Annotated in this window: 18 protein-coding genes and 1 tRNA gene; 9 read left to right on the forward strand and 10 right to left on the reverse strand. The window is 63.2% G+C overall.

Features of this window, described 5'->3' with window-relative positions; genetic code table 11:
- Positions 1-295: 295 nt before the first annotated feature.
- A complete protein-coding gene (locus tag ACZYTC_RS15775; RefSeq protein WP_488990035.1) occupies positions 296-991 on the forward strand; it encodes a collagen-like triple helix repeat-containing protein in 696 nt (231 codons plus the stop codon).
- Positions 992-1,126: 135 nt separating this feature from the next.
- On the opposite strand, the gene ACZYTC_RS15780 is transcribed toward ACZYTC_RS15775, so the two are convergent.
- On the reverse strand, positions 1,127-1,903 hold the full coding sequence (locus ACZYTC_RS15780; protein WP_441773295.1) for an SDR family oxidoreductase: 777 nt from the start codon (positions 1,901-1,903) through the stop codon (positions 1,127-1,129).
- A 256-nt stretch (positions 1,904-2,159) separates the two neighbouring features.
- Here ACZYTC_RS15780 and ACZYTC_RS15785 point away from each other — a divergent pair, with 256 nt between their 5' ends.
- Positions 2,160-2,648, forward strand: coding sequence for a c-type cytochrome (locus ACZYTC_RS15785; protein ID WP_488990036.1), 489 nt, complete (start codon positions 2,160-2,162; stop codon positions 2,646-2,648).
- Between the two features lie 93 nt (positions 2,649-2,741).
- On the forward strand, positions 2,742-3,218 hold the full coding sequence (locus tag ACZYTC_RS15790) for an NUDIX hydrolase (protein WP_488990037.1): 477 nt from the start codon (positions 2,742-2,744) through the stop codon (positions 3,216-3,218).
- A 3-nt stretch (positions 3,219-3,221) separates the two neighbouring features.
- Here the strand turns inward: ACZYTC_RS15790 and ACZYTC_RS15795 are convergent, their stop codons facing one another.
- Both ACZYTC_RS15795 and ACZYTC_RS15800 read right to left on the reverse strand, forming a co-directional pair.
- The gene (locus ACZYTC_RS15795) at positions 3,222-4,565 is read right to left on the reverse strand and encodes a uracil-xanthine permease family protein (protein ID WP_488990038.1); all 1,344 of its coding nucleotides are present in this window, start codon (positions 4,563-4,565) and stop codon (positions 3,222-3,224) included.
- A 52-nt stretch (positions 4,566-4,617) separates the two neighbouring features.
- A complete protein-coding gene (locus ACZYTC_RS15800; protein ID WP_488990039.1) occupies positions 4,618-5,970 on the reverse strand; it encodes an 8-oxoguanine deaminase in 1,353 nt (450 codons plus the stop codon).
- A gap of 259 nt (positions 5,971-6,229) precedes the next feature.
- On the opposite strand from ACZYTC_RS15800, the gene ACZYTC_RS15805 reads away from it, so the two are divergent.
- Positions 6,230-7,129: a ketopantoate reductase family protein gene (locus tag ACZYTC_RS15805; protein WP_488990040.1), complete on the forward strand. Its 900-nt coding sequence runs from the start codon at positions 6,230-6,232 to the stop codon at positions 7,127-7,129.
- 431 nt (positions 7,130-7,560) lie between these two features.
- Here ACZYTC_RS15805 and ACZYTC_RS15810 read toward each other — a convergent pair whose 3' ends face one another.
- The 3 genes from ACZYTC_RS15810 to cpdR all read right to left on the reverse strand — a co-directional run bounded on the left by ACZYTC_RS15810 (position 7,561) and on the right by cpdR (position 9,381).
- The gene (locus ACZYTC_RS15810) at positions 7,561-8,307 is read right to left on the reverse strand and encodes an outer membrane protein (protein ID WP_434959539.1); all 747 of its coding nucleotides are present in this window, start codon (positions 8,305-8,307) and stop codon (positions 7,561-7,563) included.
- Positions 8,308-8,862: 555 nt separating this feature from the next.
- Positions 8,863-8,937, reverse strand: a tRNA-Val gene (locus tag ACZYTC_RS15815).
- Between the two features lie 78 nt (positions 8,938-9,015).
- Positions 9,016-9,381, reverse strand: a complete 366-nt coding sequence (gene cpdR / locus ACZYTC_RS15820; RefSeq protein ID WP_105864233.1) for a cell cycle two-component system response regulator CpdR — start codon at positions 9,379-9,381, stop codon at positions 9,016-9,018.
- 279 nt (positions 9,382-9,660) lie between these two features.
- Here cpdR and ACZYTC_RS15825 point away from each other — a divergent pair, with 279 nt between their 5' ends.
- From ACZYTC_RS15825 to ACZYTC_RS15845, 5 genes are all read left to right on the forward strand, one after another.
- Entirely contained in the window at positions 9,661-10,539 is an 879-nt protein-coding gene (locus ACZYTC_RS15825; protein WP_434959538.1) for an N-formylglutamate amidohydrolase, read from the forward strand.
- Complete coding sequence (locus ACZYTC_RS15830) at positions 10,536-11,078, forward strand: gamma-glutamylcyclotransferase (protein ID WP_434959537.1); 543 nt, start codon at positions 10,536-10,538, stop codon at positions 11,076-11,078. The genes ACZYTC_RS15825 and ACZYTC_RS15830 overlap by 4 nt, the downstream gene beginning before the upstream one ends.
- A 211-nt stretch (positions 11,079-11,289) precedes the next feature.
- Positions 11,290-11,850 (forward strand): HNH endonuclease, encoded by a 561-nt coding sequence (locus ACZYTC_RS15835; RefSeq protein ID WP_149255366.1) that lies wholly within the window; start codon positions 11,290-11,292, stop codon positions 11,848-11,850.
- Positions 11,851-12,155: 305 nt separating this feature from the next.
- On the forward strand, positions 12,156-13,973 hold the full coding sequence (locus ACZYTC_RS15840; protein WP_488990041.1) for a cation:proton antiporter domain-containing protein: 1,818 nt from the start codon (positions 12,156-12,158) through the stop codon (positions 13,971-13,973).
- A 522-nt stretch (positions 13,974-14,495) separates the two neighbouring features.
- Positions 14,496-16,322 (forward strand): peptidoglycan D,D-transpeptidase FtsI family protein, encoded by a 1,827-nt coding sequence (locus ACZYTC_RS15845; RefSeq protein ID WP_488990042.1) that lies wholly within the window; start codon positions 14,496-14,498, stop codon positions 16,320-16,322.
- Positions 16,323-16,491: 169 nt separating this feature from the next.
- Here ACZYTC_RS15845 and ACZYTC_RS15850 read toward each other — a convergent pair whose 3' ends face one another.
- The 4 genes from ACZYTC_RS15850 to nadA form a co-directional block, all read right to left on the reverse strand.
- Entirely contained in the window at positions 16,492-17,268 is a 777-nt protein-coding gene (locus ACZYTC_RS15850) for a metallophosphoesterase family protein (protein ID WP_488990043.1), read from the reverse strand.
- A gap of 221 nt (positions 17,269-17,489) precedes the next feature.
- Positions 17,490-18,341: a carboxylating nicotinate-nucleotide diphosphorylase gene (nadC, locus tag ACZYTC_RS15855; protein WP_488990044.1), complete on the reverse strand. Its 852-nt coding sequence runs from the start codon at positions 18,339-18,341 to the stop codon at positions 17,490-17,492.
- 1 nt (position 18,342) lies between these two features.
- Complete coding sequence (locus tag ACZYTC_RS15860; protein WP_441773304.1) at positions 18,343-19,902, reverse strand: L-aspartate oxidase; 1,560 nt, start codon at positions 19,900-19,902, stop codon at positions 18,343-18,345.
- Positions 19,899-20,882 carry a quinolinate synthase NadA gene (gene nadA / locus ACZYTC_RS15865; RefSeq protein WP_488990045.1) on the reverse strand — a complete coding sequence of 328 codons (984 nt, stop codon included), beginning with the start codon at positions 20,880-20,882 and terminating at the stop codon, positions 19,899-19,901. Before nadA ends, ACZYTC_RS15860 begins: the two co-directional genes overlap by 4 nt.
- Between the last annotated feature and the right edge of the window lie 106 nt (positions 20,883-20,988).

The raw sequence follows: 20,988 nt of genomic DNA on the forward strand, positions 1-20,988 counted from the left end.
ATCGCGCAGAAATAGCCGGAGACAGGAAGCATAATTATGCTTAAACTACCTTCATCAAGTGACTAACTCACGGGAAATTACAAGTATATTTTGAAATACTCTATGTACAAAAAATGAAACGACGCACTTTATCGAGATAAATCGATTTATTATTTATGAATTTACGTTGCGATTTACTATTTTTTAGCATATTTTGTTAGCAACAGTCAGCTTCCGGCCGATCGAGAAAGCACCCAAGGCTCCTTTCCCCGGAGTTCTCAGCTGAATGTTCGAGTTTTCTCAGGTGGAGGTCGACATGCCCAAACAATTTCGGAAGGAATGGCGCAAGGTTGCAATGTTTGCTGGACTAGCGACTACTTTGTTTCTTGTCGCTCCGCAGACAGCCCTGAGCGGTGGTTTCGGCAATAACGGCGGAGGTCTCGGCAATGCAGTCGGCGGCCTCGGCAACGCTGTTGGCGGCGCCGTGGGTGCGGTCGGTGGTGCCGTCGGCGGTGTCAATGTCGGCGTCAGCGCCAAGGTGGGTCCGGTCAATGCCAACAGCAACACCAGCCTCAACAGCAACGGCTTGAATTCCAACACGACGGCCAGTGTCGGCAATGCCGCGACGGCTAATGTCAGTGCATCGGCAACGCCCAATAATGGCGTCAACGCCAATGTCGGCGTCAACTCCTCGGTCGCTGATGCCAATGTCAATGCCTCGCTCAACAACGCAACGGGCGTCAATGTCGGCGTCGGCGTGAACGTGCCCGGCACGAATCCCGGCATCCCGGGGACACCTGGCGCGCCCGGAACGCCGGGCACTCCGGGAAATCCTGGTACCCCGGGCGTCCCCGGCACGGGTGTGAATATCGGCAATGTCTCCAATCAGTTCGCTTCGATGAGCAGCGCCCAGCGCATCGCCCTCAAGAAGCGCTGCAAGATGGTTCTCGGCGCCACCGACGAATATGACGCTCAGCTCATCAAGCTGTGCCAGATGCTGGCCAAGCTCTGAGCCCATCCAAGAGGTCGAACCGCATTGAGCGCACGACGAGGGACTGGCCTTCAGGGCCGGCCCCTCCTTTTGAGGGGCATGGGGAACCGGGGAAAGTGATGCATCAATCGATCGCCCTGCCGTTCCGACAGCCCCTCAGAACGATCCGGCAAAATTGCCGCCATCCATCAGAATATTCTGGCGGGTGACATAGCCGGCCTGCGTTCCAGCCAGAAATGCGCAGACCGCGCCCAGTTCGTCCGGATCACCGAACCGCCCGGAAACCTCACCGTCCTGCCATTCGGCGAGCACTTCCTCCGCCGTCTGCCCAGGCCTGGCCGAGGCCGCGGCGTTGTCTCGCAGCCGATCGGTGCCGAAAGAGCCCGGCAGGATGTTGTTGATCGTCACATTATGGCGGGCGACGTCACGTGCGAGACCGGCGACGAAACCGGTCAGCCCACTGCGGGCACCGTTCGACAGGCCGAGATAGGAGATGGGAGCCTTCACCGTCACCGAGGTGATGTTGACGATGCGCCCGAAGCGGCGCGCGATCATGCCATCCAGCGTCGCCTTGATCAGCTCGATCGGTGCCAGCATGTTGGCATCGAGCGCCGCCAGCCATTGCTCGCGGCCGAACTGGCGGAAATCTCCCGGCGGCGGGCCGCCGGCATTGTTGATCAGGATGTCGGGCTGCGGACAGGCTTCCAGCAGCTTGCTTCGTCCCTCCACGCTGGCGACATCGGCAATCACAGGCGTGACCGTCGCGCCCGTCGCGGCGCGGATCTCGGTCGCGGTCCTTTCAAGCGTGGCAGGCGTGACGCCATTGATCACCACATTCACGCCCTCCCGCGCCAGGGCCAGCGCGCAGGCCTTGCCAAGGCCTCGACTGGAGGCGCAGACGATGGCGGATTTTCCTTCGATACCAAGCTTCATGATGTTTCCAGTGCTTCTTGATCCCCGGCCAGGACGGCGCCGGATAAAGGCAGGCTTTTTCGCAGGGGTAACGGCAGCCGACAAGCCCATGGGACGCGGCGGACACGCAAGGCTGCAGTTCTTGCCATGCTCCGCCTCGAACATGCGAACTCCTGCCGAGACAAGCCCTCGACAGACAAGGTGTCCCGCTTGACATCAAAAACATGAGGATTTATCACATTATAAAAGCGATAAATCCTCTTGTTACGAGCACCACATGGCAACCCCTTTCGATTTTCCGCAAAACCAGCCGCGCTCCATATCGACCACCGGCGCCAAACGGCTGCGGTCTCTCTTTCCAGGCCGGGCTCCGCCATGGCTTGGATGGCTTGCCTTGCTGGCCTCCCTGCTCCCCGTCGCCTCTCCGGCAGGGCAAGCCGGGTCGAGCGTCACCGGCAATCCCGCCCGTGGGCAAACCGTGTTCGAGCAGCATTGCAGCGGCTGCCATGCCCTGGGAGAAAATCGCTTCGGTCCCCGCCTCGGCGACGTCTACGGCCGGCGGGCCGGCAGCATCCCTGGCTTTCGCTACAGCCAGGCCTTGCAAAGACAACCCCTGACCTGGTCTGCAGCCACGCTCGACCACTGGCTCGCCGGGCCCGCACGCTTCCTGCCGGGGGCACGCATGACCATCTCGATCAACGATGCCGCCACCCGCGCCGACGTCATTGCCTATCTGTGCTCCCGCCCCGCTTCCGACCAGGAATGAAAACCCGGGAGCGTTGCCCTGGGGGTGTCGCCCGAAGCGGAAGGCGCCTATAGCTGGCCCTTTGATACGCAGACGGTTCCAGGGAAATCAGAGATGGCATCGGATCCGGCCACAAGCGACAATTCGGCCCGCCCGGTCGCCGCCGTGCTCGCCGTGGTGCTGCGCGGCGAGGAATTCCTGCTGGTTCGCCGCGCCAATCCGCCCGACCAGGGCCTGTGGGGCTTTCCGGGCGGCAAGATCGAACCCGGCGAAGGCGTGCTGCAGGCGGCCCTGCGCGAACTCGAGGAGGAAACCGGCGTCAAGGCCCGCGCCGTAAAGGCCTTCGCAGCCCTCGATTCCATCGATCCTCGTCCGGCCCATGAAGGTGGCCACCACTATGTGCTGGTCGGCGTGCTCTGCCACTGGCAGGCCGGTGAGGCCGTCGCCGCCGACGATGCCCTGGAAGCGCGCTGGTTCGACCTGCCGGCCCTTCTGGCGAACCAGGCTTACGCGAGCACCGATGTCGATACGCTCGCCCAGGAGGCCTTGGTTCTGGCGAAAGCATCGACCTCGGGGCGCATCACGCCTTGACGCTCAGTCTGCCGCCCCCAGCAGCGCAGGCAGCCGCACCAGCACGATTTCGGCAGCCATCACCACCACGGCCCCGACCACAATGGAATGTGAGGTCATCTCGGCGAGGAGCGGCGGCAGCCCCTTGAACGAACTCGATAGCGCGGGAATGCCAAGACCGGCCATCAGGCCGAGCGGTGCCACCAGATTCTTGATAGCGCTGCCCCTTTCCTGGCTTGCAAGCTGGATGCCCGTCATGATCACCGTACCCGCCGCCGGCAGGAACAGGCCTCCGATGACGGCAGCCGGCGTCGCCACCAGCACGGCAGCCACCTTCGGCAGGAAAGCCAGCACGATGAAGATGATGCCGGCGATACGCACCACATGCCGGCTCGCCACACCGGTGATCTTCACCACGCCCAGGTTCTGGGCATAGGCCGTGGTGCCGAAGCCGCCGATCAAGGCGGCCAGCATGGAACCTCCCGCCTCGCCGGCAATGCCCATATTGACGCGCCGGTCATCCAGCGGCGTGCGGGTCAGCCGCGCCGTTGCTTCATACATGCCCATCGCCTCGACCACCGCGACCAGGAAGACGATGCTCATGGTCAGGGTGATGCCGAGGTCGAAATGGAGCGGGCCATAGGGGAGGAATTGCGGCAAGGCGAGCCAGGGTGCCGTCGCGACCGCTGAAAAATCCAGCAAGCCGAGAGCCAGGGCGGCGCAATCGCCCAGCACCAGCGCGATCAGAAAGCCGAACATGCGCAACCGGCCACCGAGCGCGGAACAGACCAGGACGGCAGCCGTGGTCAGGCAGCCCAACACCAGGCTCGGCAGCGCGCCGAAAGTCGGCATGCCCGGTCCGCCGAAGAACTCCTGGAAAGTGAACCCCGCCAGGGCGATGCCGACCAGCGTGATGATGGTACCGGATACCGCCGGCGATAGCAGGCGGCGCAGCCTAGCGAGTTGGCCCCCGGCGGCTGCGAGAAAGACCAGGCCAGCACCGATCAGCAAGCCGAGGCTGGCCGAGGCGATGGTCCCGGCTTTGTAGTAACCGATGGCGAGCGGCGAAAAGGCCGATGACGGCCCCTGCACGATGGGCAGGCGCACCAGCTTGGTGCTCTGCACCACCGTCACGATCCCGGCAGCCAGGAAGGTCGCGGTGACCAGATTGGTGGCCAGACTCGCGGAAAAACCGCCGACGGAAGCGACGAAAATCGGGTCGAGCCAGGCATTGGAAACCAGGGCCTGCTGCAGGCCCAGCGCCACCCCGCGCCGGGCCGGCATCACTGCCTCGACATCGCCGATGGCGCAGTCATCGGCAGCCCGGTCCGCGTGTTCGCCAAGCCGATCTTTGATCAGACCTGTCATTGTAGTTGCTCCTCCCAAGAAGTGCACGGAGCGACGAGGCTGTATTGTTGTTTTAGGCAGCCAGTCGCTGGATCCGGCGGGCATGCTTTGCATGCTCACGCAGGACGTCCTCCAGACCGGTGAGCACCGGCTTGCCGGCCTCGACCAGGATCTCGCCATTGACGATGGTGGTGCCGGCGATGGCGGGGCCGCAGCGCAGCCAGGCCTCGACCGGATCGGTGTGGGCTCCGGCAAGTGCGACGTCCGACATCTCCCACACCACCAGATCGGCGCAGGCCCCCGGCCTCAGATGACCGATCTCATCATCCCAGCCCAGGCACGCCGCACCGCCGCGCGTGGCCATGTCGAGGGCATCGCGGGCCGACATCGAATGGGGTCCGTTGCGGAAACGGCCAAGCAGCAGGGCGGTGCGGGCCTCCAGCCAAAGGGAAGCATGATCGGTCGAGGCCGAACCATCGCAGCCCAGGCCGACGCGCATGCCGCGCGCCCGCAGCCCCATGGCATCGGCAGCCCCGCCGCCGATCAGCATGTTGGAGCAGGGGCATTGGCAGGCGCACACCCCAGCTTTCGCCAGTCGCCCGATCTCGTCCTGCGAGGGGTAGATGTAGTGGGCGACCCAGGAACGCTTGCTGGCCCAGCCGACGCGCTCGAAATATTCCGTGGGCGTGCAGCCATAGACTTCCTGGCAGTAGATGTCCTCCTGTGGGTCCTCGGCCAGATGCGTATGCAGGCGAAGATCATATTTTTCGGCGAGCCGGGCCGATTCCACCATGATCCGTTCAGTCACCGAGAACAGGGAGCACGGCGCCAGCGCCACCCGGTTCATCGCGCCGGCCGAGGCATCGTGATAGGCTTCCACCAGCCTCACGCTGTCTTCGAGAATGGCCTCCTCGCCCTGCACCACCGAGGCCGGCGGCAGGCCGCCCTGCTCGACCGAGCGGGTCATCGAACCGCGCGTCGCATAAAAGCGGAAGCCGATGTCCCGGCTGGCCCTCAATTGCGCGTCGATCAGGAAGGGCTTGGGATGGACATACATATGATCCATCGAGGTGGTGCAACCGCCCATCAGCAGTTCGGCCATGGCGATATAGGTCGACAGATAGACCGATTCCGCGTCGAGATCGGCCCAAAGCGGATAGAGGCCGGTCAGCCACTCGAACAGGGTGCCGTTGGTCACCGGCGCGTAGGAGCGGGTGAGGTTCTGATACATGTGGTGGTGGGCGTTGATGAGGCCGGGCGTCACCAGACGCCCGCGCGCCGACACCACTTTCGTCGCGGCCGGTTCCTCACCGCTCTTGCCGATGGCCTGAACCCGTCTATCCTTGATCGCGATCCAGCCGCTGGCAATCTCCCAGCTTCGATCGACATAGATATAGGCGTCACGCACCAGTAGATCCGCAAGCATGCAGCTCCTCCCCGTCAGTTCCCATGCATATCCGAAGGCGCTTTCTCCACCTTCGCGCTATGAGCCCTGTCCCGGGAGGTGCGAACTCCGGATCGTCATCGAAAAGGCTGAGCGGGCTTGCTCGCAATGCTGTGCACGAATGCAAAGCTTCTTCCATGCTCCCCAGTTTTTCACCTGTGTCAACTTTTTTTCTTGAGATTTGCTTTGACGAGGCGAACGCCCCAGCACATTCGCCCGCCGCTTCCGAGGACTTCGAATCATGAAGATTGCAGTGATGGGGGCCGGCGCCGTCGGCTGCTTCTTCGGTGCCCTGCTCGCCCAGGCCGGCCATAACGTCACCCTGATCGGACGCCCGGCCCTGGTCGAGGCCGTCAGGGATGGCGGGCTGCTGCTCGAGAGTGGCGGCGAGCGCCGGCACGTGCCCGTTCTTGCCGATACCAGGCCCGAGGCGGTCGCAGGAGCCGAACTCGTATTGTTCTGCGTGAAATCCTTCGACACCGAAGCGGCGGCGGTCGCCATCGCTCCTCATATCGGTGCCGATTGCTCGGTCTGGAGCCTGCAGAACGGCATCGACAATGCCGACAGGCTCGCCCGTATCCTCGACAGGCCGGCCGTGCCCGTTGCCGTCTATGCTGCGCTCGAGGCGCCGGGCGCCGGCTATGTCCGCCACAAGGGCGGTGGCAAGATGGTGATCGGCCCCTCCCCGCGCAGCGAGGAGTTCGCAGCCCTGTTCGCCGCCGCCGGCATTGCGGCCCGTGTTGCGCCGGATGTCGCCAGCACGCTGTGGACCAAGCTCGCGGTCAATTGCGCACTCAATGCCATCTCGGCGCTCGCCGCCCTGCCCTATGGCGGGTTGATCGGGCGCGAAGGCGTGGATGTGCTGCTGAAGGGGATCCTGGCCGAGTGCCGTACCGTGGCCGGCGCCCATGGCATCACCCTGGCCCCAACGCTGGAGGACACCGTGTTCGGCCTCGGCACCAGCATGGCCGAGCAGTATTCCTCCACCGCCCAGGACCTCGCCAGGGGCCGGCGCACGGAAATCGACGATCTGAACGGTGCCATCCTGCGCCGGGCCGCCGCGCGCGGCCTCGAAGCGCCGCTGAACCAGGCGCTATGGACTCTGGTAAAACTGCGCGAGAGCGTTTCCAAGAAAGGTTGACCGTCTTTTCGATTGGGAAAACGCGTCAAAACATTTTGCGATTCGACGTGATTCCATGAAATCGCAGAATGCGTCGGGCCAATTGCGCTGTCGGCCCCGCGCGCGATCGACAAGGAAAACCCCGCCTCGTCGGCGGGGTCATGATGCTCGGGGATCTCTGGAAGCCGGTCTCTCCTGGGGTAGTGACCGGCTACGAGAATAGAATTGATCATCGGGTGTGATTTTATCGTGACCCCGATCTCCGGATCCAGGCCCCTCCGCCCGCCCCGAACAGACATACGTCCAGTTCCAGCCGCCGTCGATGATGAGACGCCTAGTGAAATCGGAATCCCGACGATCACGCGGCCGCTATTCCGATCCCGCTCGGCGCGTTTGCACACAAGCAAAAAGCCCGGCGCGTGCCGGGCTGTTCGTCTCCTGGGATTGCCTGATCAGAACTTGTAGTTCACGCCTAGGCGAACCGTATGGAAATCCGTGCGGAGCTTGGTGTGGATGGTGTACTGCGTCGGCTCACCATCATTGATCTCGGTCGCACTGATTTTCGATCGACCAAGGTCGATATATTGGTATTCGAGCTTGGCGGTCCAGTGTTCGTTGAAGGCGTATTCCACGCCGCCACCGACCGCGAAGCCAACTCTGGTCTTGTTGGTACGAGCGTGCGCGAGGTAATCGCCGTCGACGTAGTTCTGGGTGTATTTGACACCACCCACTGCCAAACCGCCGGTCGCATAAATCAAGATGTTGTCAAAGGCGTAGCCGATTCGCGGACGAACCGTGCCGAACCAGTTGACCTGGCTCTTGGTGCTCAGGAAATAATCCGTGGTGGCGCCGATGCGGCTAGTCTTGTCGCTGATACCGGCCCCCTGGATATCGCCTTCCAGGCCAAGGACGAAATTGCCCGTCTGCCAATTATAGCCGGCCTGTACGCCGCCGAAGCCACCCTTGGGTGAAAGGCTGCCATACTTGTCCGTATAGGGGTCGGATTCCGGAAAGAGTTCCGACATCGTCACATCGTGGCTGGATCCGAAGGCATAGCCGCCATTGATACCGGCATAGAAGCCTGTCCAGTTATAAGCGGCTGCAGGAGCCACCGGCTCTACTGCGGCGGGCGCCAGGTCAGCAGCCGAAGCACCGGCCGTGGCAAGAAGAAAGGCTATTGCCGAAATCCGAAACTTCATTTCTACAAACCCAGATCTAATAGGACGATAATTTTTCCTATCATGACCACGGCTGCAAGTATGTGATTTTAAAGCAACAATTTTAATATATTTTGATAATTCAATATAAGAAAATTCATGTACTAAATTTACAACAAACATCATTCATATCGTATAAAATTTTCAAATAACCGTGAAATTTATTCGTCCCGTATATTTTTCGACTCCTCAAGGTCGGGAAACCACCCACTCGCCCTGGCCACTGCTGCCTCAAATAGCCACGACTCCTGCCTTGGCAGTGTCGAACATCTGGTATTTGAACGCATGCGGGGTCTTGCCTTGGAAAGGCTGCGGCCGTCGGATACTCCTATAACGGCGCCACCTCCCGCCTGCCGTCGTGAAGGGAGTTTCATCGAAGACCGTCAGATGCTGCAGCGAAGAGCGGAGGCGCAGGCCGACATAAGGCTCCCGGCCTTTCGACAGAGTCGGGGAACGCTGCACCGGCGGGAGTCCTGGCAAAAACAAAAGGCACCGCGTTTGCGATGCCTTGGGTCTTCAGTTCTTTCTGGTAAGCGATGGTGGGCGCGACAGGGATTGAACCTGTGACCCCTACGATGTCAACGTAGTGCTCTCCCGCTGAGCTACGCGCCCATCGCTTGCGGAGGCCGGCCTGATAGCAGGTTGAATCAGGCCATGCAAGCCATTCGTCCCGCTATTTTGAAAAGAAGTTCAGGCGGCCTTCAGGAGCTTGTCGACTTCGTTGACCAGATCCTTGAGATGGAAGGGCTTGGACAACACCTTGGCGTCGCGAGGTGCCTGCGAATCGGGGTTGAGCGCCACGGCCGCGAAACCGGTGATGAACATCACCTTGATGTCGGGATCGAGTTCGGTGGCCCGGCGGGCCAGCTCGATGCCATCCATTTCCGGCATGACGATGTCGGTGAGCAGCAATTCGAACGGTTCTTCCCGCAGCCGATGATAGGCGGACAGGCCGTTATCGTAGGACATCACCTCATGTCCGGCATTCTGCAGGGCGCGCACCAGGAAGCGGCGCATATCATTGTCGTCTTCGGCAAGGAGAATCTTGTTCATGATGGCGTCCCGAATCCCCGGCAGGGCCGGAGCATGTTCGAACTCTATAAACCGTCGTCAGGGTAAACGCCCCGTTTACATCGCAATAGAGTTAATCCCGAATTCGTGATGCCGCCAGTGGCTGTTGTGCGGGACGGGTGAAGTAAAAATCATGCGGCGGGGCTTGTGATGCTTGCCCGCCCGTGATTTTGTCGAACGATGTCGGCATCGTTCGAACCGGCCGCACCCTCGAGGTGCCGCGGCCGACGAGGCCGCAACCCGCCGCTGGAGTATGTGCACGGCATGGACATCGAGCTCAGCCCTCCTTTCGACGTGGTCGAGCCTGCGGCCTATGCGGCGCCTTTGCTGTTCAACTCGCCCCATTCGGGACGGGTCTATCCGCGGGCCTTCCTGGAGGCATCCCGCCTCGATCCGCTGTCCCTGCGCCGCTCCGAGGATGCTTTCGTCGACCTCCTGCTCGCCGATGTCGCTGCCAGCGGCTCGGCGGTGATGAGCGCGCGCTTTCCCCGCGCCTTTCTGGACGTCAACCGCGAACCCTACGAACTCGACCCGCGCATGTTCGACGGCAGGCTGCCGAATTATGCCAATACCCGCTCCCTGCGCGTGGCCGGCGGCTTGGGCACACTGGCGCGCGTGGTCAGCGAGAACCAGGAGATCTACGCCCGCCGCCTGCCGGTGGACGAGGCACTGCGCCGGATCGAGGAGCTCTACAAGCCCTATCACCGCACGCTACGCCGCCTGCTCGGCCAGATCCACCGCGAATTCGGCGTGGCGCTGCTGGTCGACTGCCATTCCATGCCGTCCTGCGGCCTGGCACGCGAGGACAGGCCCCGCGCCGACATCGTGCTGGGCGATCGCTACGGCACGAGTTGCTCGCATCTGATCATGGATTGCGCCGACGAGGCCCTGCGCAACCTCGGTTATTCGGTGGCACGCAACAAGCCCTATGCCGGCGGCTACATCACCGAGCATTACGGCAATCCCGGCGCCGGCTTCCACGTCATCCAGATCGAGATCAACCGTTCGATCTACATGAACGAGCAGGATTTTTCCTTGGCTCCGGCCTTCGACCGCCTGAAGCAAGATCTCACCGTGCTGCGCGATACGCTCGCTGGCCTGCCCTTCCACTATCTCGATGCATTCCACCTGGCCGCCGAGTGAACCAGCCCGTTTCGCCTGCCCCCGAAGCCAATTGGGTCTTCGGCTATGGTTCCCTGATGTGGAATCCCGGCTTTGCCTTTGAAGAGCGTCAGAATGCGCTGATTCGCGGCCTGCACCGGGCCCTGTGCATCTGGTCGCATGTCCATCGCGGCACACCCGAAAAGCCCGGCCTGGTGCTCGGCCTCGATCGAGGCGGCTCCTGCCGGGGGGTCGCCTTCCGCGTCGCTTCCGAGAACTGGGATGCGACGGTGGACTATCTGCGCCGGCGCGAGCAGGCTACCAGCGTCTATATCGAGATCCTGCACGAGGCCCGGCTCGAGGACGGGCGTCATGTCCGCGCCCTCGCCTACCGGGCCGACCGGGCGCACCATCAATATTGCGGCAAGCTGCCGGACCGCCAGCTCCTAGAGGTGGTGCGCGGCGGCGTCGGGCTTTCGGGCGCCAATCCCGATTATGTGCTGGCCACCCACGACCATCTCGACGAACTCGGCATTCCCGACCGCACCTTGGCCTGGCTCTCGCACCAATTGCGGGGGTGAGGCCGTCGCATCCGGAGAAGGTCGTTTTCCTTCACCTTTTGCCCCTAACAGCCTGGAAAAGAGTAAGGGCAAGGGGGCGGCCGGTGGCTATACCCCCTTCACAAGACCGACACGTTAATCCTACATTGTGTTGGACGAACAGCCGAATCGGCCTTTTCGGCTGGACTGATGGTGACGGGAGCGCTTCGTGACAGCGCATGTTTCGCCTGCTGTGTTTCATACGTCGGTCTCGCCCGAGGCGTGTCCCGCGCTCGTGCTGAACGCCGATTACCGGCCGCTGTCCTATTATCCGCTCTCGCTCTGGTCCTGGCAGGATACGGTGAAAGCGGTCTTCCTCGACAGGGTCAACATCATCTCCGAATATGACAAGGTGGTGCGAAGTCCCACCTTCGAGTTCCGATTACCTTCGGTGGTATGTCTCAAGACCTACGTCAAACCCAGTCGAAACCCCGCCTTCACCCGCTTCAACGTCTTCCTGCGCGACTGCTTCACCTGCCAATATTGCGGCACACGGTCGGATCTGACCTTCGACCACGTCATCCCCCGCTCCCGGGGCGGACAGACCACCTGGGAAAACGTCGTCGCCGCCTGCTCGCCTTGCAATCTGAAGAAGGGCGGCGCCATGCCCGCCGAGGCTGGCATGCATCCCAACCAGAAGCCCTACGCCCCCTCCCTCAGCGACCTGCACCAGAACGGCCGGCATTTCCCGCCGAACTATCTGCATGAGAGCTGGCTCGATTACCTCTATTGGGATACCGAACTGGAGCCTTGATCGGCTTCATTCGCCGGGGCATGCTTTGCGCGTCGCGAATGCTTCGTTCCGCGCTTTTGGCGTGATTTGATCGCGACCTTTCCGATTGTTAACGAGCGCTCACTATGGAACTCTCCTATGGTGAAGCGGCCGCAAGGCAATCACCATACAAATGCGGGGCAAAGTGCGATTTCCTTAAATCGCCCTTTTCTCTAATTCTTTGTTTCAGCGCGTTTTCCTAATCGAAAAGTCGACCAACTTTTCTGGAAAACGCTTCCGGTGCTGTAAGCACTCGAACGCTCGTTACGATCGCGAAGGGAGGTTCCATGCCGCACGAGACACCGTTGATTGCAACGATCGTGGCGGGCCTGGGACTGGCATTCATCTTTGCGCTTGTCGCACAGCGGTTACGACTGTCTCCGATCGTCGCCTATCTGCTTGGCGGCGTGGTGATCGGCCCCTTCACGCCCGGTTTCGTGGCGGACCAGAATCTCGCCAATGAGCTCGCCGAGCTCGGCGTGATCCTGCTGATGTTCGGTGTCGGCCTGCATTTTTCGCTGAAGGACCTGCTCTCCGTCCGCGCCATCGCCGTTCCCGGCGCGCTGGGCCAGATCGCGGTGGCGACCCTGCTCGGCATGGGTTTTTCCTGGGTCATGGGCTGGGGCCTCGGCACGGGCATCGTCTTCGGCCTCGCCCTCTCGGTCGCCAGTACCGTGGTGCTGCTGCGCGCCATGCAAGAGCGTAAGCTGATCGAGACCGAGCGCGGCCGTATCGCCGTCGGCTGGCTGATCGTCGAAGACCTGGTGATGGTGATCACCCTGGTGCTGATCCCTCCGCTGGCCGGACTTCTCGGCGGCCATGCGCCGGGCGAGGTCGCACCTTCAGGCCTCGCCGCCAATCTCGGCCTCAATTCGATCGCCGCGACCCTCCTGGTCACCGCCATCAAGGTCGCCGCCTTCGTGGCGCTGATGCTGGTGGTCGGGCGCAAGGTCATCCCCTGGGTCCTGCATTTCGTCGCCCATACCGGTTCGCGCGAGCTCTTCCGCCTGGCCGTGCTGGCGATTTCGCTCGGGGTCGCCTATGGCGCGGCCGTGCTCTTCGGCGTCTCCTTCGCGCTGGGCGCCTTTTTCGCCGGCATGGTGCTGGCCGAATCCCCGCTCAGCAAGCAGGCCGCCAATGAGACGCTGCCGCTGCGCGACGCCTTCGCCGTGCTGTTCTTCGTCTCGGTGGGAATGCTGTTCAACCCGGCGATCCTGATCCAGCATCCCCTCGGCGTGCTCGCGACCTTCGTGATCATCGTGATCGGCAAGTCGATTGCCGCCTTCCTGATCGTGCGCGGCTTCGGTTATTCCAAGGGCGTCGCGCTCACCATTTCGGCGAGTCTCGCCCAGATCGGCGAATTCTCGTTCATTCTGGCGGTGCTCGGTGTCAAGCTGCAGATCATCCCCGGCACGGCGCGCGATCTGGTGGTGGCGGGCGCCCTCATCTCAATCGTGATCAACCCGATCCTGTTCATGGCGCTGGACCGCTTCGTGCTGCGTCCCGAACGCCAGCCAACCGCCCCAGTCAAGCCGGAAGTCAAACCTGAGGCCGAGCCCGAGGCACAGCCTCAGCCGGAGGCCTCGCCGGGTGCGTTCGTCGCGGAAGCGGCGCCCGCTCCGGCGCCCCTGCCCAAGGATGACGACATCGAAGTGGTCCAGCCGACCAAACTCAGCCAGCACGCCATTTTGGTCGGCCATGGCCGCGTCGGCAGCCGGGTGGCCAAGGCCCTGCACCAGGCCGGCGTGCCGCTGGTGGTGATCGAGGAATCGCAGAGCGAGGTCGAGAAGCTGAAAGCCGAAGGCATCGAAGTCTATTCCGGACCGGCCGGCGACTACGAGACGCTGGAGCTGCAGAATCTGGCCGGCGCGAAATGGCTGGTCGTCGCCATCCCCGACGCCTTCGAAGCCGGCCATCTGGTGGAGCAGGCCCGCACGCTCAACCCGTCCATCCGCATTCTCGCCCGGGCGCATAGCGAGGAGGCCGTGGACTATCTCCGCGGGCTCGGGGCCGATGCGATCCTGATGGGCGAAGAGGAAATCGCCCGCGGCATGATCCGCGACCTGCTGCAGCCCGAGGAAAGCCAGCCCGGTCAGGCGGCCTGACTATGCCGGGACTCCGGATACCCGGGCACGACAGAACGACACTCGTTGCGGCAAATATCTATGCTTACCCCCGCTAAACACAGGCTACCCTCAGCGGTTACCTCCCCGTTAAGACCTCGATAACCGTACGAATTGTTAATGAGTTGATACCCTTTACCTGCATTTCCTGCGGCTTTATTGCTATTCCATGAATAGAATGAACCATTTTTAGACACCAACGCCCTTTTGGATAGTGGGCGACCTCCACGCGCCCCGTATCATCAACGTCAAATCAAGATGCGGCAGGAACCGCCGGGCGCGAGCCCGGCAGATGGCGGCTGCCTGCCAAAGCGTTTTGCGATTGGAGGCAAGAACGCTCTAGCCAATCCATCAGGTTGGCTTGGAAACAAGGAGCCAGAGCAAACAGGCGTTCGGCCATGGACGCGCTTTGCTCCGAGCAGGGTTTGAGATCCTGCGGATTCCTCCTGATCGATCCCATGGCTCGATCAGGAGGAATCCGCATAGGCATTGGGAAAAGCGACGATGCAGACCTCTTCCGTCGACGAGGCAGACCAAGGCCAGGAGGTCCCCACGGGCCCGCCGCCTTTCGAAGCTCCGACGGAGAACCAGCCTGCCATGCCGGCCGAAAGACGCAGGCGGCGTCCCCTAGTGCCCACCAAGCTGCAGAAAAGCGCCGGCCGCATCATGCTGATCGTGGTGGGCTTCGTCTGCATCTATATGGCGATTCTGGCGCGGTTGGTGCAGTTCGGCACGGCGCCGGACGAGCAATATGACGCGCGCCGCTCGGCAGCCGACCAGTTGGCTGCGGCACGCCCGGATATCCTTGACCGCAATGGCCGGATCCTGGCCACCGACGTGCAGGTGCCTTCGCTCTACGCCGAACCGAGGAAGATCATCGATGTCGACGAGGCGACCGAGCTGCTCACCGCCCAGATGCCCGAATTCGATGCACGCGATCTAAGGGCCAAGCTTGCCTCGGGCAAGGGCTTCATCTGGCTCAAGCGCGAGATCACGCCCGAGCAGCGCAATCGCATCTATGCACTCGGCCTGCCGGGCATCGGCTTTCTCAACGAGGCCAAGCGCATCTATCCCAACGGGCCGACGGTGAGCCATGTGCTCGGGGCCGTGAACATCGACAACCAGGGCATTGCCGGCATCGAGCGATATATCGACCGCAAGCGCGGCCTCTCCGAGCTGCAGGCACTCGGCTACGCCTCCGACCCGCACGATCTCAAGCCTGTGCGCCTTTCGATCGATCTGCGAGCCCAGGCGGTGATGCGCGACGAACTCGTCGCGGGGATGGAGCACTACCAGGCCAAGGCGGCGGCCGGCGCCATCATGGACGTCAATACCGGCGAAATGATCTCGCTGGTGTCCTTGCCCGATTTCGATCCCAACAACCCGGCCGAGGCATTGGATCCCAACCGGATCAACCGCATCAATGTCGGCGTGTTCGAGATGGGCTCGACCTTCAAGGCCCTGACCACCGCCATGGCGATCGAATCGGGCAGATTCACCACCGCCTCCATGCTCGATGCCCGCACCACGCTCAAATATGGCCGCTTCACCATTCATGACGACCACGCCCGTCGGCGCATGCTGAGCCTGCCGGAGGTCTTCACCTTCTCCTCCAATATCGGCTCGGCCAAAATGGCCCTCGCCCTCGGCGTCGACGCCCACAAGGCCTTTCTGAGGATGATGGGCCAGACCACGCGACTGGTCACCGAACTGCCCGAGAACGCCATGCCGATCCTGCCCAGGCGCTGGAGCGAGATCAACACCATCACCATCGCCTTCGGCCATGGCATGGCCGTGGCGCCGCTGCAGGCGATGATGGCGGTGGGGGCGATGATGAATGGCGGCCATTTGATGAAGCCGACGTTCCTGGCGCGCAACGAAGGCGACGCCCTGGCGGGCTCCAAGCTGGTCCTGAAGAAGCACACCTCCGACGTGATGCGCTACATCATGCGCCTCAACGCCACCGACGGCTCCGGCAAGAAGGCCAATGTGCCCGGGCTCGGCATCGGCGCCAAGACCGGCACGGCCGAAAAGGTCATCAACGGGCGCTATTCGAAGAAGCTCAACTTCACCACCTTCATGGCGGTATTTCCCTTCGACAAGCCGAAATATCTGGTGCTCGTGCTCTATGACGAGCCCAAGGGCCTGCCCGAGACCTATGGCTACAGTTCCGCCGCCTGGAATGCCGGGGTTACCACCGGCAAGATCCTGGAGCGCATCGGCCCGCTGCTCGGCGTCAAGCCGCGCTTTACGGAGATTCCCAACCCCGTGCCGCCGCTCTACGCCCCTCGCGGCGAAGACCATCCGATGGAGTGGCTGGTCACGCATTGAGCGCAGAAAGGGCGTTCAGTCGCCACCGCAATCCTGCCAATGCCGCGCCGCCCCTCACCTCAATCCCAGTCCACTCCAAGTGGAGTGGGATTGAGGTGAGGGGCGGCACAGGACCGGCTTAAACATACGGAAGGCATGTTCCTGCCCGATCAACCTCTTCGTATCATTCTCAGGGAAAATGCGTGCCAGGCGGCGCCGGGATGGAGGCGAACACCTCGGCCACGTCATCCTCGAAGATCGCCGCCGTCAGCTTGCCGCCATAGCAGGCACCCGTATCGAGATTGATCCGGTTGGTGCGGAAATCCGGCTCCTCCACCGAGGTGTGGCCATGCACGATCTTCTTCTCGAAGAGTTGGCCCGAGGGTAGAAACTCGTCCCGGATCCAGATCAGGTCATATTCCTTCTGCTTGGCCAGCGGCACATCCGGCCGCACGCCGGCATGCACGAAGAAATAATCGCCGAAGGTGAGGCTCAGCGGCCGCGTGCGCATGAAGTCGAGATGGTCGGGCAGCATCCTGGCGCGGAACTCCGCCCTGAGACGCTCGACATCCCGCTTCGAATGCGGGTCGGCCCCCTTGATGTCGACGCCATAGCTGCCGACGGTGGCCATTCCGCCCCATTTGAGCCAGACGTCGGCATCCGGGTCGCCGGCGAGGAAGGACATCAGCAAGGTTTCGTGATTGCCCCTGAGCACATGGAGCTCGCAACCCGGCAGGTTGCCCATCAACCGGGCCACGACACCGCGGGAATCGGGGCCACGATCGACGAGATCGCCGAGGCTGATAACGATGTGGCGCCGGTCCGGCTTGGCCTGGGCCCGACCTTGCGCCCTGGCCAGGATCTCCTCCATCAGCGCGAGATGGCCGTGGACGTCGCCGAAGGCAATAATGGTTGTCCCCGCCGGCACACGCGGCGGGATGGGAAAGGGTACGACACGATTCTGCATGAAGGCAGCATATCAGCCACGCTTGCCGCAGCAAGGGGATGCGGCAATGCCGCTCAGCCTCCACTGCAGTTCACCTCAGCGTCTTCGGGTTTGCTCGACCTTTGTCATTGCCGGGCTTGACCCGGCAATCCAGCCCCTTCGCGCTTATTCCGGATAGCCGGGTCAAGCCCAGCTATGACAAAACGGGGTGTTACCTCTTTAAGTGAACAGCATTCGACCGCTCAGGCCCGATAATCCAGGCCAATGTCGAGGATCGGCGCGCTATGGGTGAGCCAGCCGATGGAGATGAGGTCGACGCCCGAGGCCGCGATTGCCGGCGCCGTCGCCGCCGTAACCCGGCCTGAGGCCTCGGTGAGCGCCCGTCCGCCGACCATGGCCACCGCCTCGCGTAATTCATCCGGGCCCATATTGTCGAGCAACACGGCATCGACGCCAACGGCCAGCGCCTCCTCGAGCTGGGCCAGCGTATCGACCTCCAGCTCGATCTTGACCATGTGGCCCGCCGCGGCCTTGGCCCGCTCGAGCGCCGGGCGGATGCCGCCGGCGATGGCGACATGGTTGTCCTTGATCAGGATGGCATCGTCGAGCCCGAAGCGGTGATTGCCGCCGCCGCCGGCCCTCACCGCATATTTCTCCAAAGCGCGCAGGCCAGGCGTGGTCTTGCGGGTGCAGACGATGGTGGCCTTGTGCCCCCTGACCGCCTCCACCACCAAGGCGGTGGCGCTGGCGATGCCGCTGAGACGGCAGAGGATGTTGAGCGCCGTGCGCTCGCCCGTCAGCAAGGCCCGGGCCGAACCGGTGACGGTGGCGATGATCGAGCCAGGCGATACGCTGGCGCCGTCGCCGCGCTCCACCGCGATCGCAGCAGAAGGATCGAGCAGGCGGAAGGCGGCGGCGGCAATATCGAGGCCTGCGACCACGCCGTCCTGGCGTGCGGCCAGCACGGTGGTCGCCCTGAGGCCGACAGGCACGATGGCATCGGTGGTAAGGTCGCCGGCACGGCCGAGATCCTCGACCAGGGCCGCGCGGACGACAGGCTCGAACAGCAGGGGGGACAGGGGAGAAAGGGACATGTCAGGCGCTTTCTGCGAAAGGAAGGGAGAGGGCGACCTCACGGGCCGTCGAGAGGGCCTGGTCGAGCGAGAGGAGAGACGGTGTCGCCTCCGGCAGGCTGCTGGGGAAATCCGTGCGGCAATGCGCGCCCCGGCTTTCCTGCCGGCATAGCGCGGAGACGGCCAGCATCAGGCCGACCAAGGCGGGCCCCGAGCCAGGGCGTGTGCTGGTGGCCAGCGGTAGGAGTTCGGCGATCGCCGCCTCTAGTCCGGCCCGGTCCCTCACCACGCCGAGCGCACGCGATAGAATCGGACGCGTTGACTCGGCATCCCCGGCGCGAAGGTCAGCAGCATTCGCGGCAATGGAAGTTCCCGCGAATCGGCGGCTGGCGGCCGGTGCGCTCCTCACGCTGTCGGCGACCCAGGCGGCGCAGACCGCAGCCTCGGCCAGAGAATTGCTGGCGAGGCGATTGGCGCCGTGCAGACCGGTGCAGGCCACTTCGCCACAAGCCCATAGACCCGGCAGGGAGCTTCGGCCCTGTCCATCCACCGCAATGCCGCCCATGTGATAGTGCTGGGCCGGACGCACCGGCAGAGGCTGCAAGGCGGGATTGAAGCCTGCGTCCCGGCAGAGCCGGTCGATACCCGGGAAGCGGCGTGCGAACCCCGCGCCGGGCCGTTGGCGGGCATCGAGGTAGACTTGGTGCCCGCCCGACAGATGCTGCCAGATGCCGCGGGCGACTTCGTCGCGCGGGGCCAGTTCGGCGCCTGGCAGATGGCGGAGAAAGCGCTCGCCGGTCTCGTCGATCAGCACGGCGCCCTCACCCCGCACGGCTTCGCTGACCAGTCCCATCGGCCGCGCCGCGGTATCGAGCGCGGTTGGATGGAACTGCACGAATTCGAGATTGGAGAGCAGCGCCCCGGCGCGAGCCGCCAGGGCGAGCCCCTGCCCCTGGCTGGTGCGAGGATTGGTGCTATCGCTGAAGAGGCCGCCGATGCCGCCGGTGGCCAGCACCACGCGTGCGGTGGGAATGGTCATCGCCTCGCTGTTCGGGCCGACGCAGACGACACCGGCGATGGTGCCGTCCTCGACGATGAGGCGCCGTGCCTCGACGCCCTCCAGCACGGTGATCGAGGGCGTCTTACGCACTGCGGCGACCAAGGCGCGCACGATCTCTCGTCCCGTGGCGTCGCCATCGGCATGTACGATGCGGCGGCGGCCATGGGCGGCTTCGAGGCCGAGTTGGAAGTCCTCGCCGTTCCTGTCGAAATTGACACCGAGAGCGGCGAGCCGACGCACCGCATCCGGAGCAGCGTCGAGGATGGAGCGAGCCGCCACCGCCGCCACCAGGCCACCGCCGGCCGCCAGCGTATCCTCAAGGTGAAGTGCAGGTGTATCATCATCAGCCAGGCTTGCGGCGAGCCCGCCCTGCGCCCAGCCGGTCGAGGTTTCCGCGCCGAGCGACGCGCGGGAGAGCAGCACCGCCGGTTCGGGGGCGAGTGAGAGCGCCGTCATCAGCCCGGCGAGGCCGGCCCCGACCACCACCGGGCGGTCGCGATAGAGTTGGGGATGATCGCTCATAGCTCGAGCATCCTCTCGACGGCCCGGCGCGCGGCAACCGCAATGGCAGAATCGATGGTGACTTCGTGCCGGTTGGTCTCCAGCGCCTGGCGGATATTGGCGAGCGTGATGCGCTTCATATGCGGACAGAGATTACAGGGGCGCACGAAATCGACGGTGGGGTGCTGCACGGCCACGTTGTCGCTCATCGAGCATTCGGTCAGCAGCACCACGCGGGCAGGCTTGTGCTCGGCGACATAGCCGGACATCAGCGCGGTCGAGCCGGAGAAATCGGCTTCCGCCACCACCTCCGGCGGGCATTCGGGATGTGCGAGGACGATCACGCCGGGATGGTCTTCCCTGAGCTGGCGCACCTCGGCCGGCGAGAAGCGCTCATGCACCTCGCAATGGCCCTTCCAGGCGATGATCTCGACATCGGTCTCGGCCGCGATGTTGCGGGCGAGATATTCGTCGGGAAGCATGATCACCCGGGGCACGCCAAGCTTTTCGACGATCCTCTTGGCATTGCCCGAGGTGCAGCAGACATCGGACTCCGCCTTCACCGCCGCCGAGGTGTTGACATATGTGACGATGGGCACGCCGGGATAGGTCTGGCGCATCAGGCGCACATCCTCCGGCTGGATCGAATCGGCCAGCGAGCAGCCGGCGCGAAGATCGGGGATCAGCACCGTCTTGTCCAGATTGAGCAGCTTGGCGGTCTCGGCCATGAAATGCACGCCCGCCAGCACGATGACATCGGCGTCGGTATCGACAGCCCTGCGGGCCAGGGCCAGGCTGTCGCCGACCACGTCGGCGACGCAGTGGAAGATTTCCGGCGTCTGGTAGTTGTGCGCCAGGATGACGGCGTTGCGCTCGCGCTTGAGCGCCAGGATGGCGTCGACGTCATCGGCGAAGACGGGCCATTCCATGGCGGGAATGACGCGCTTGACCCGCTCATAGAGCGGCGCGGTGCGGGTGAGAACGGCAGCATCGGGGCTCATATTTATACTCCCATTGAGCATATGTTGGGCATATGCTTAATCTGAGTATAAGCAATGTCAAGCGAATTATGTTCACTTGGAGCATAAGAGATTGGAGCAAAACCGA

The sequence above is a fragment of the Labrys sp. F242 genome (genome assembly GCF_057813875.1).

What these genes read in the sequence shown, in the direction of transcription:
- ACZYTC_RS15845 (WP_488990042.1), top strand. Translation starts at nt 14,496, where the DNA reads ATGCAGACCTCTTCCGTCGACGAGGCAGACCAAGGCCAGGAGGTCCCC.
- ACZYTC_RS15795 (WP_488990038.1), bottom strand. Translation starts at nt 4,565, where the DNA reads ATGACAGGTCTGATCAAAGATCGGCTTGGCGAACACGCGGACCGGGCT.
- nadC (WP_488990044.1), bottom strand. Translation starts at nt 18,341, where the DNA reads ATGTCCCTTTCTCCCCTGTCCCCCCTGCTGTTCGAGCCTGTCGTCCGC.
- ACZYTC_RS15840 (WP_488990041.1), top strand. Translation starts at nt 12,156, where the DNA reads ATGCCGCACGAGACACCGTTGATTGCAACGATCGTGGCGGGCCTGGGA.
- ACZYTC_RS15805 (WP_488990040.1), top strand. Translation starts at nt 6,230, where the DNA reads ATGAAGATTGCAGTGATGGGGGCCGGCGCCGTCGGCTGCTTCTTCGGT.
- ACZYTC_RS15775 (WP_488990035.1), top strand. Translation starts at nt 296, where the DNA reads ATGCCCAAACAATTTCGGAAGGAATGGCGCAAGGTTGCAATGTTTGCT.
- ACZYTC_RS15780 (WP_441773295.1), bottom strand. Translation starts at nt 1,903, where the DNA reads ATGAAGCTTGGTATCGAAGGAAAATCCGCCATCGTCTGCGCCTCCAGT.
- ACZYTC_RS15785 (WP_488990036.1), top strand. Translation starts at nt 2,160, where the DNA reads ATGGCAACCCCTTTCGATTTTCCGCAAAACCAGCCGCGCTCCATATCG.
- ACZYTC_RS15810 (WP_434959539.1), bottom strand. Translation starts at nt 8,307, where the DNA reads ATGAAGTTTCGGATTTCGGCAATAGCCTTTCTTCTTGCCACGGCCGGT.
- ACZYTC_RS15860 (WP_441773304.1), bottom strand. Translation starts at nt 19,902, where the DNA reads ATGAGCGATCATCCCCAACTCTATCGCGACCGCCCGGTGGTGGTCGGG.
- ACZYTC_RS15790 (WP_488990037.1), top strand. Translation starts at nt 2,742, where the DNA reads ATGGCATCGGATCCGGCCACAAGCGACAATTCGGCCCGCCCGGTCGCC.
- ACZYTC_RS15850 (WP_488990043.1), bottom strand. Translation starts at nt 17,268, where the DNA reads ATGCAGAATCGTGTCGTACCCTTTCCCATCCCGCCGCGTGTGCCGGCG.
- ACZYTC_RS15800 (WP_488990039.1), bottom strand. Translation starts at nt 5,970, where the DNA reads ATGCTTGCGGATCTACTGGTGCGTGACGCCTATATCTATGTCGATCGA.
- nadA (WP_488990045.1), bottom strand. Translation starts at nt 20,882, where the DNA reads ATGAGCCCCGATGCTGCCGTTCTCACCCGCACCGCGCCGCTCTATGAG.
- ACZYTC_RS15825 (WP_434959538.1), top strand. Translation starts at nt 9,661, where the DNA reads ATGGACATCGAGCTCAGCCCTCCTTTCGACGTGGTCGAGCCTGCGGCC.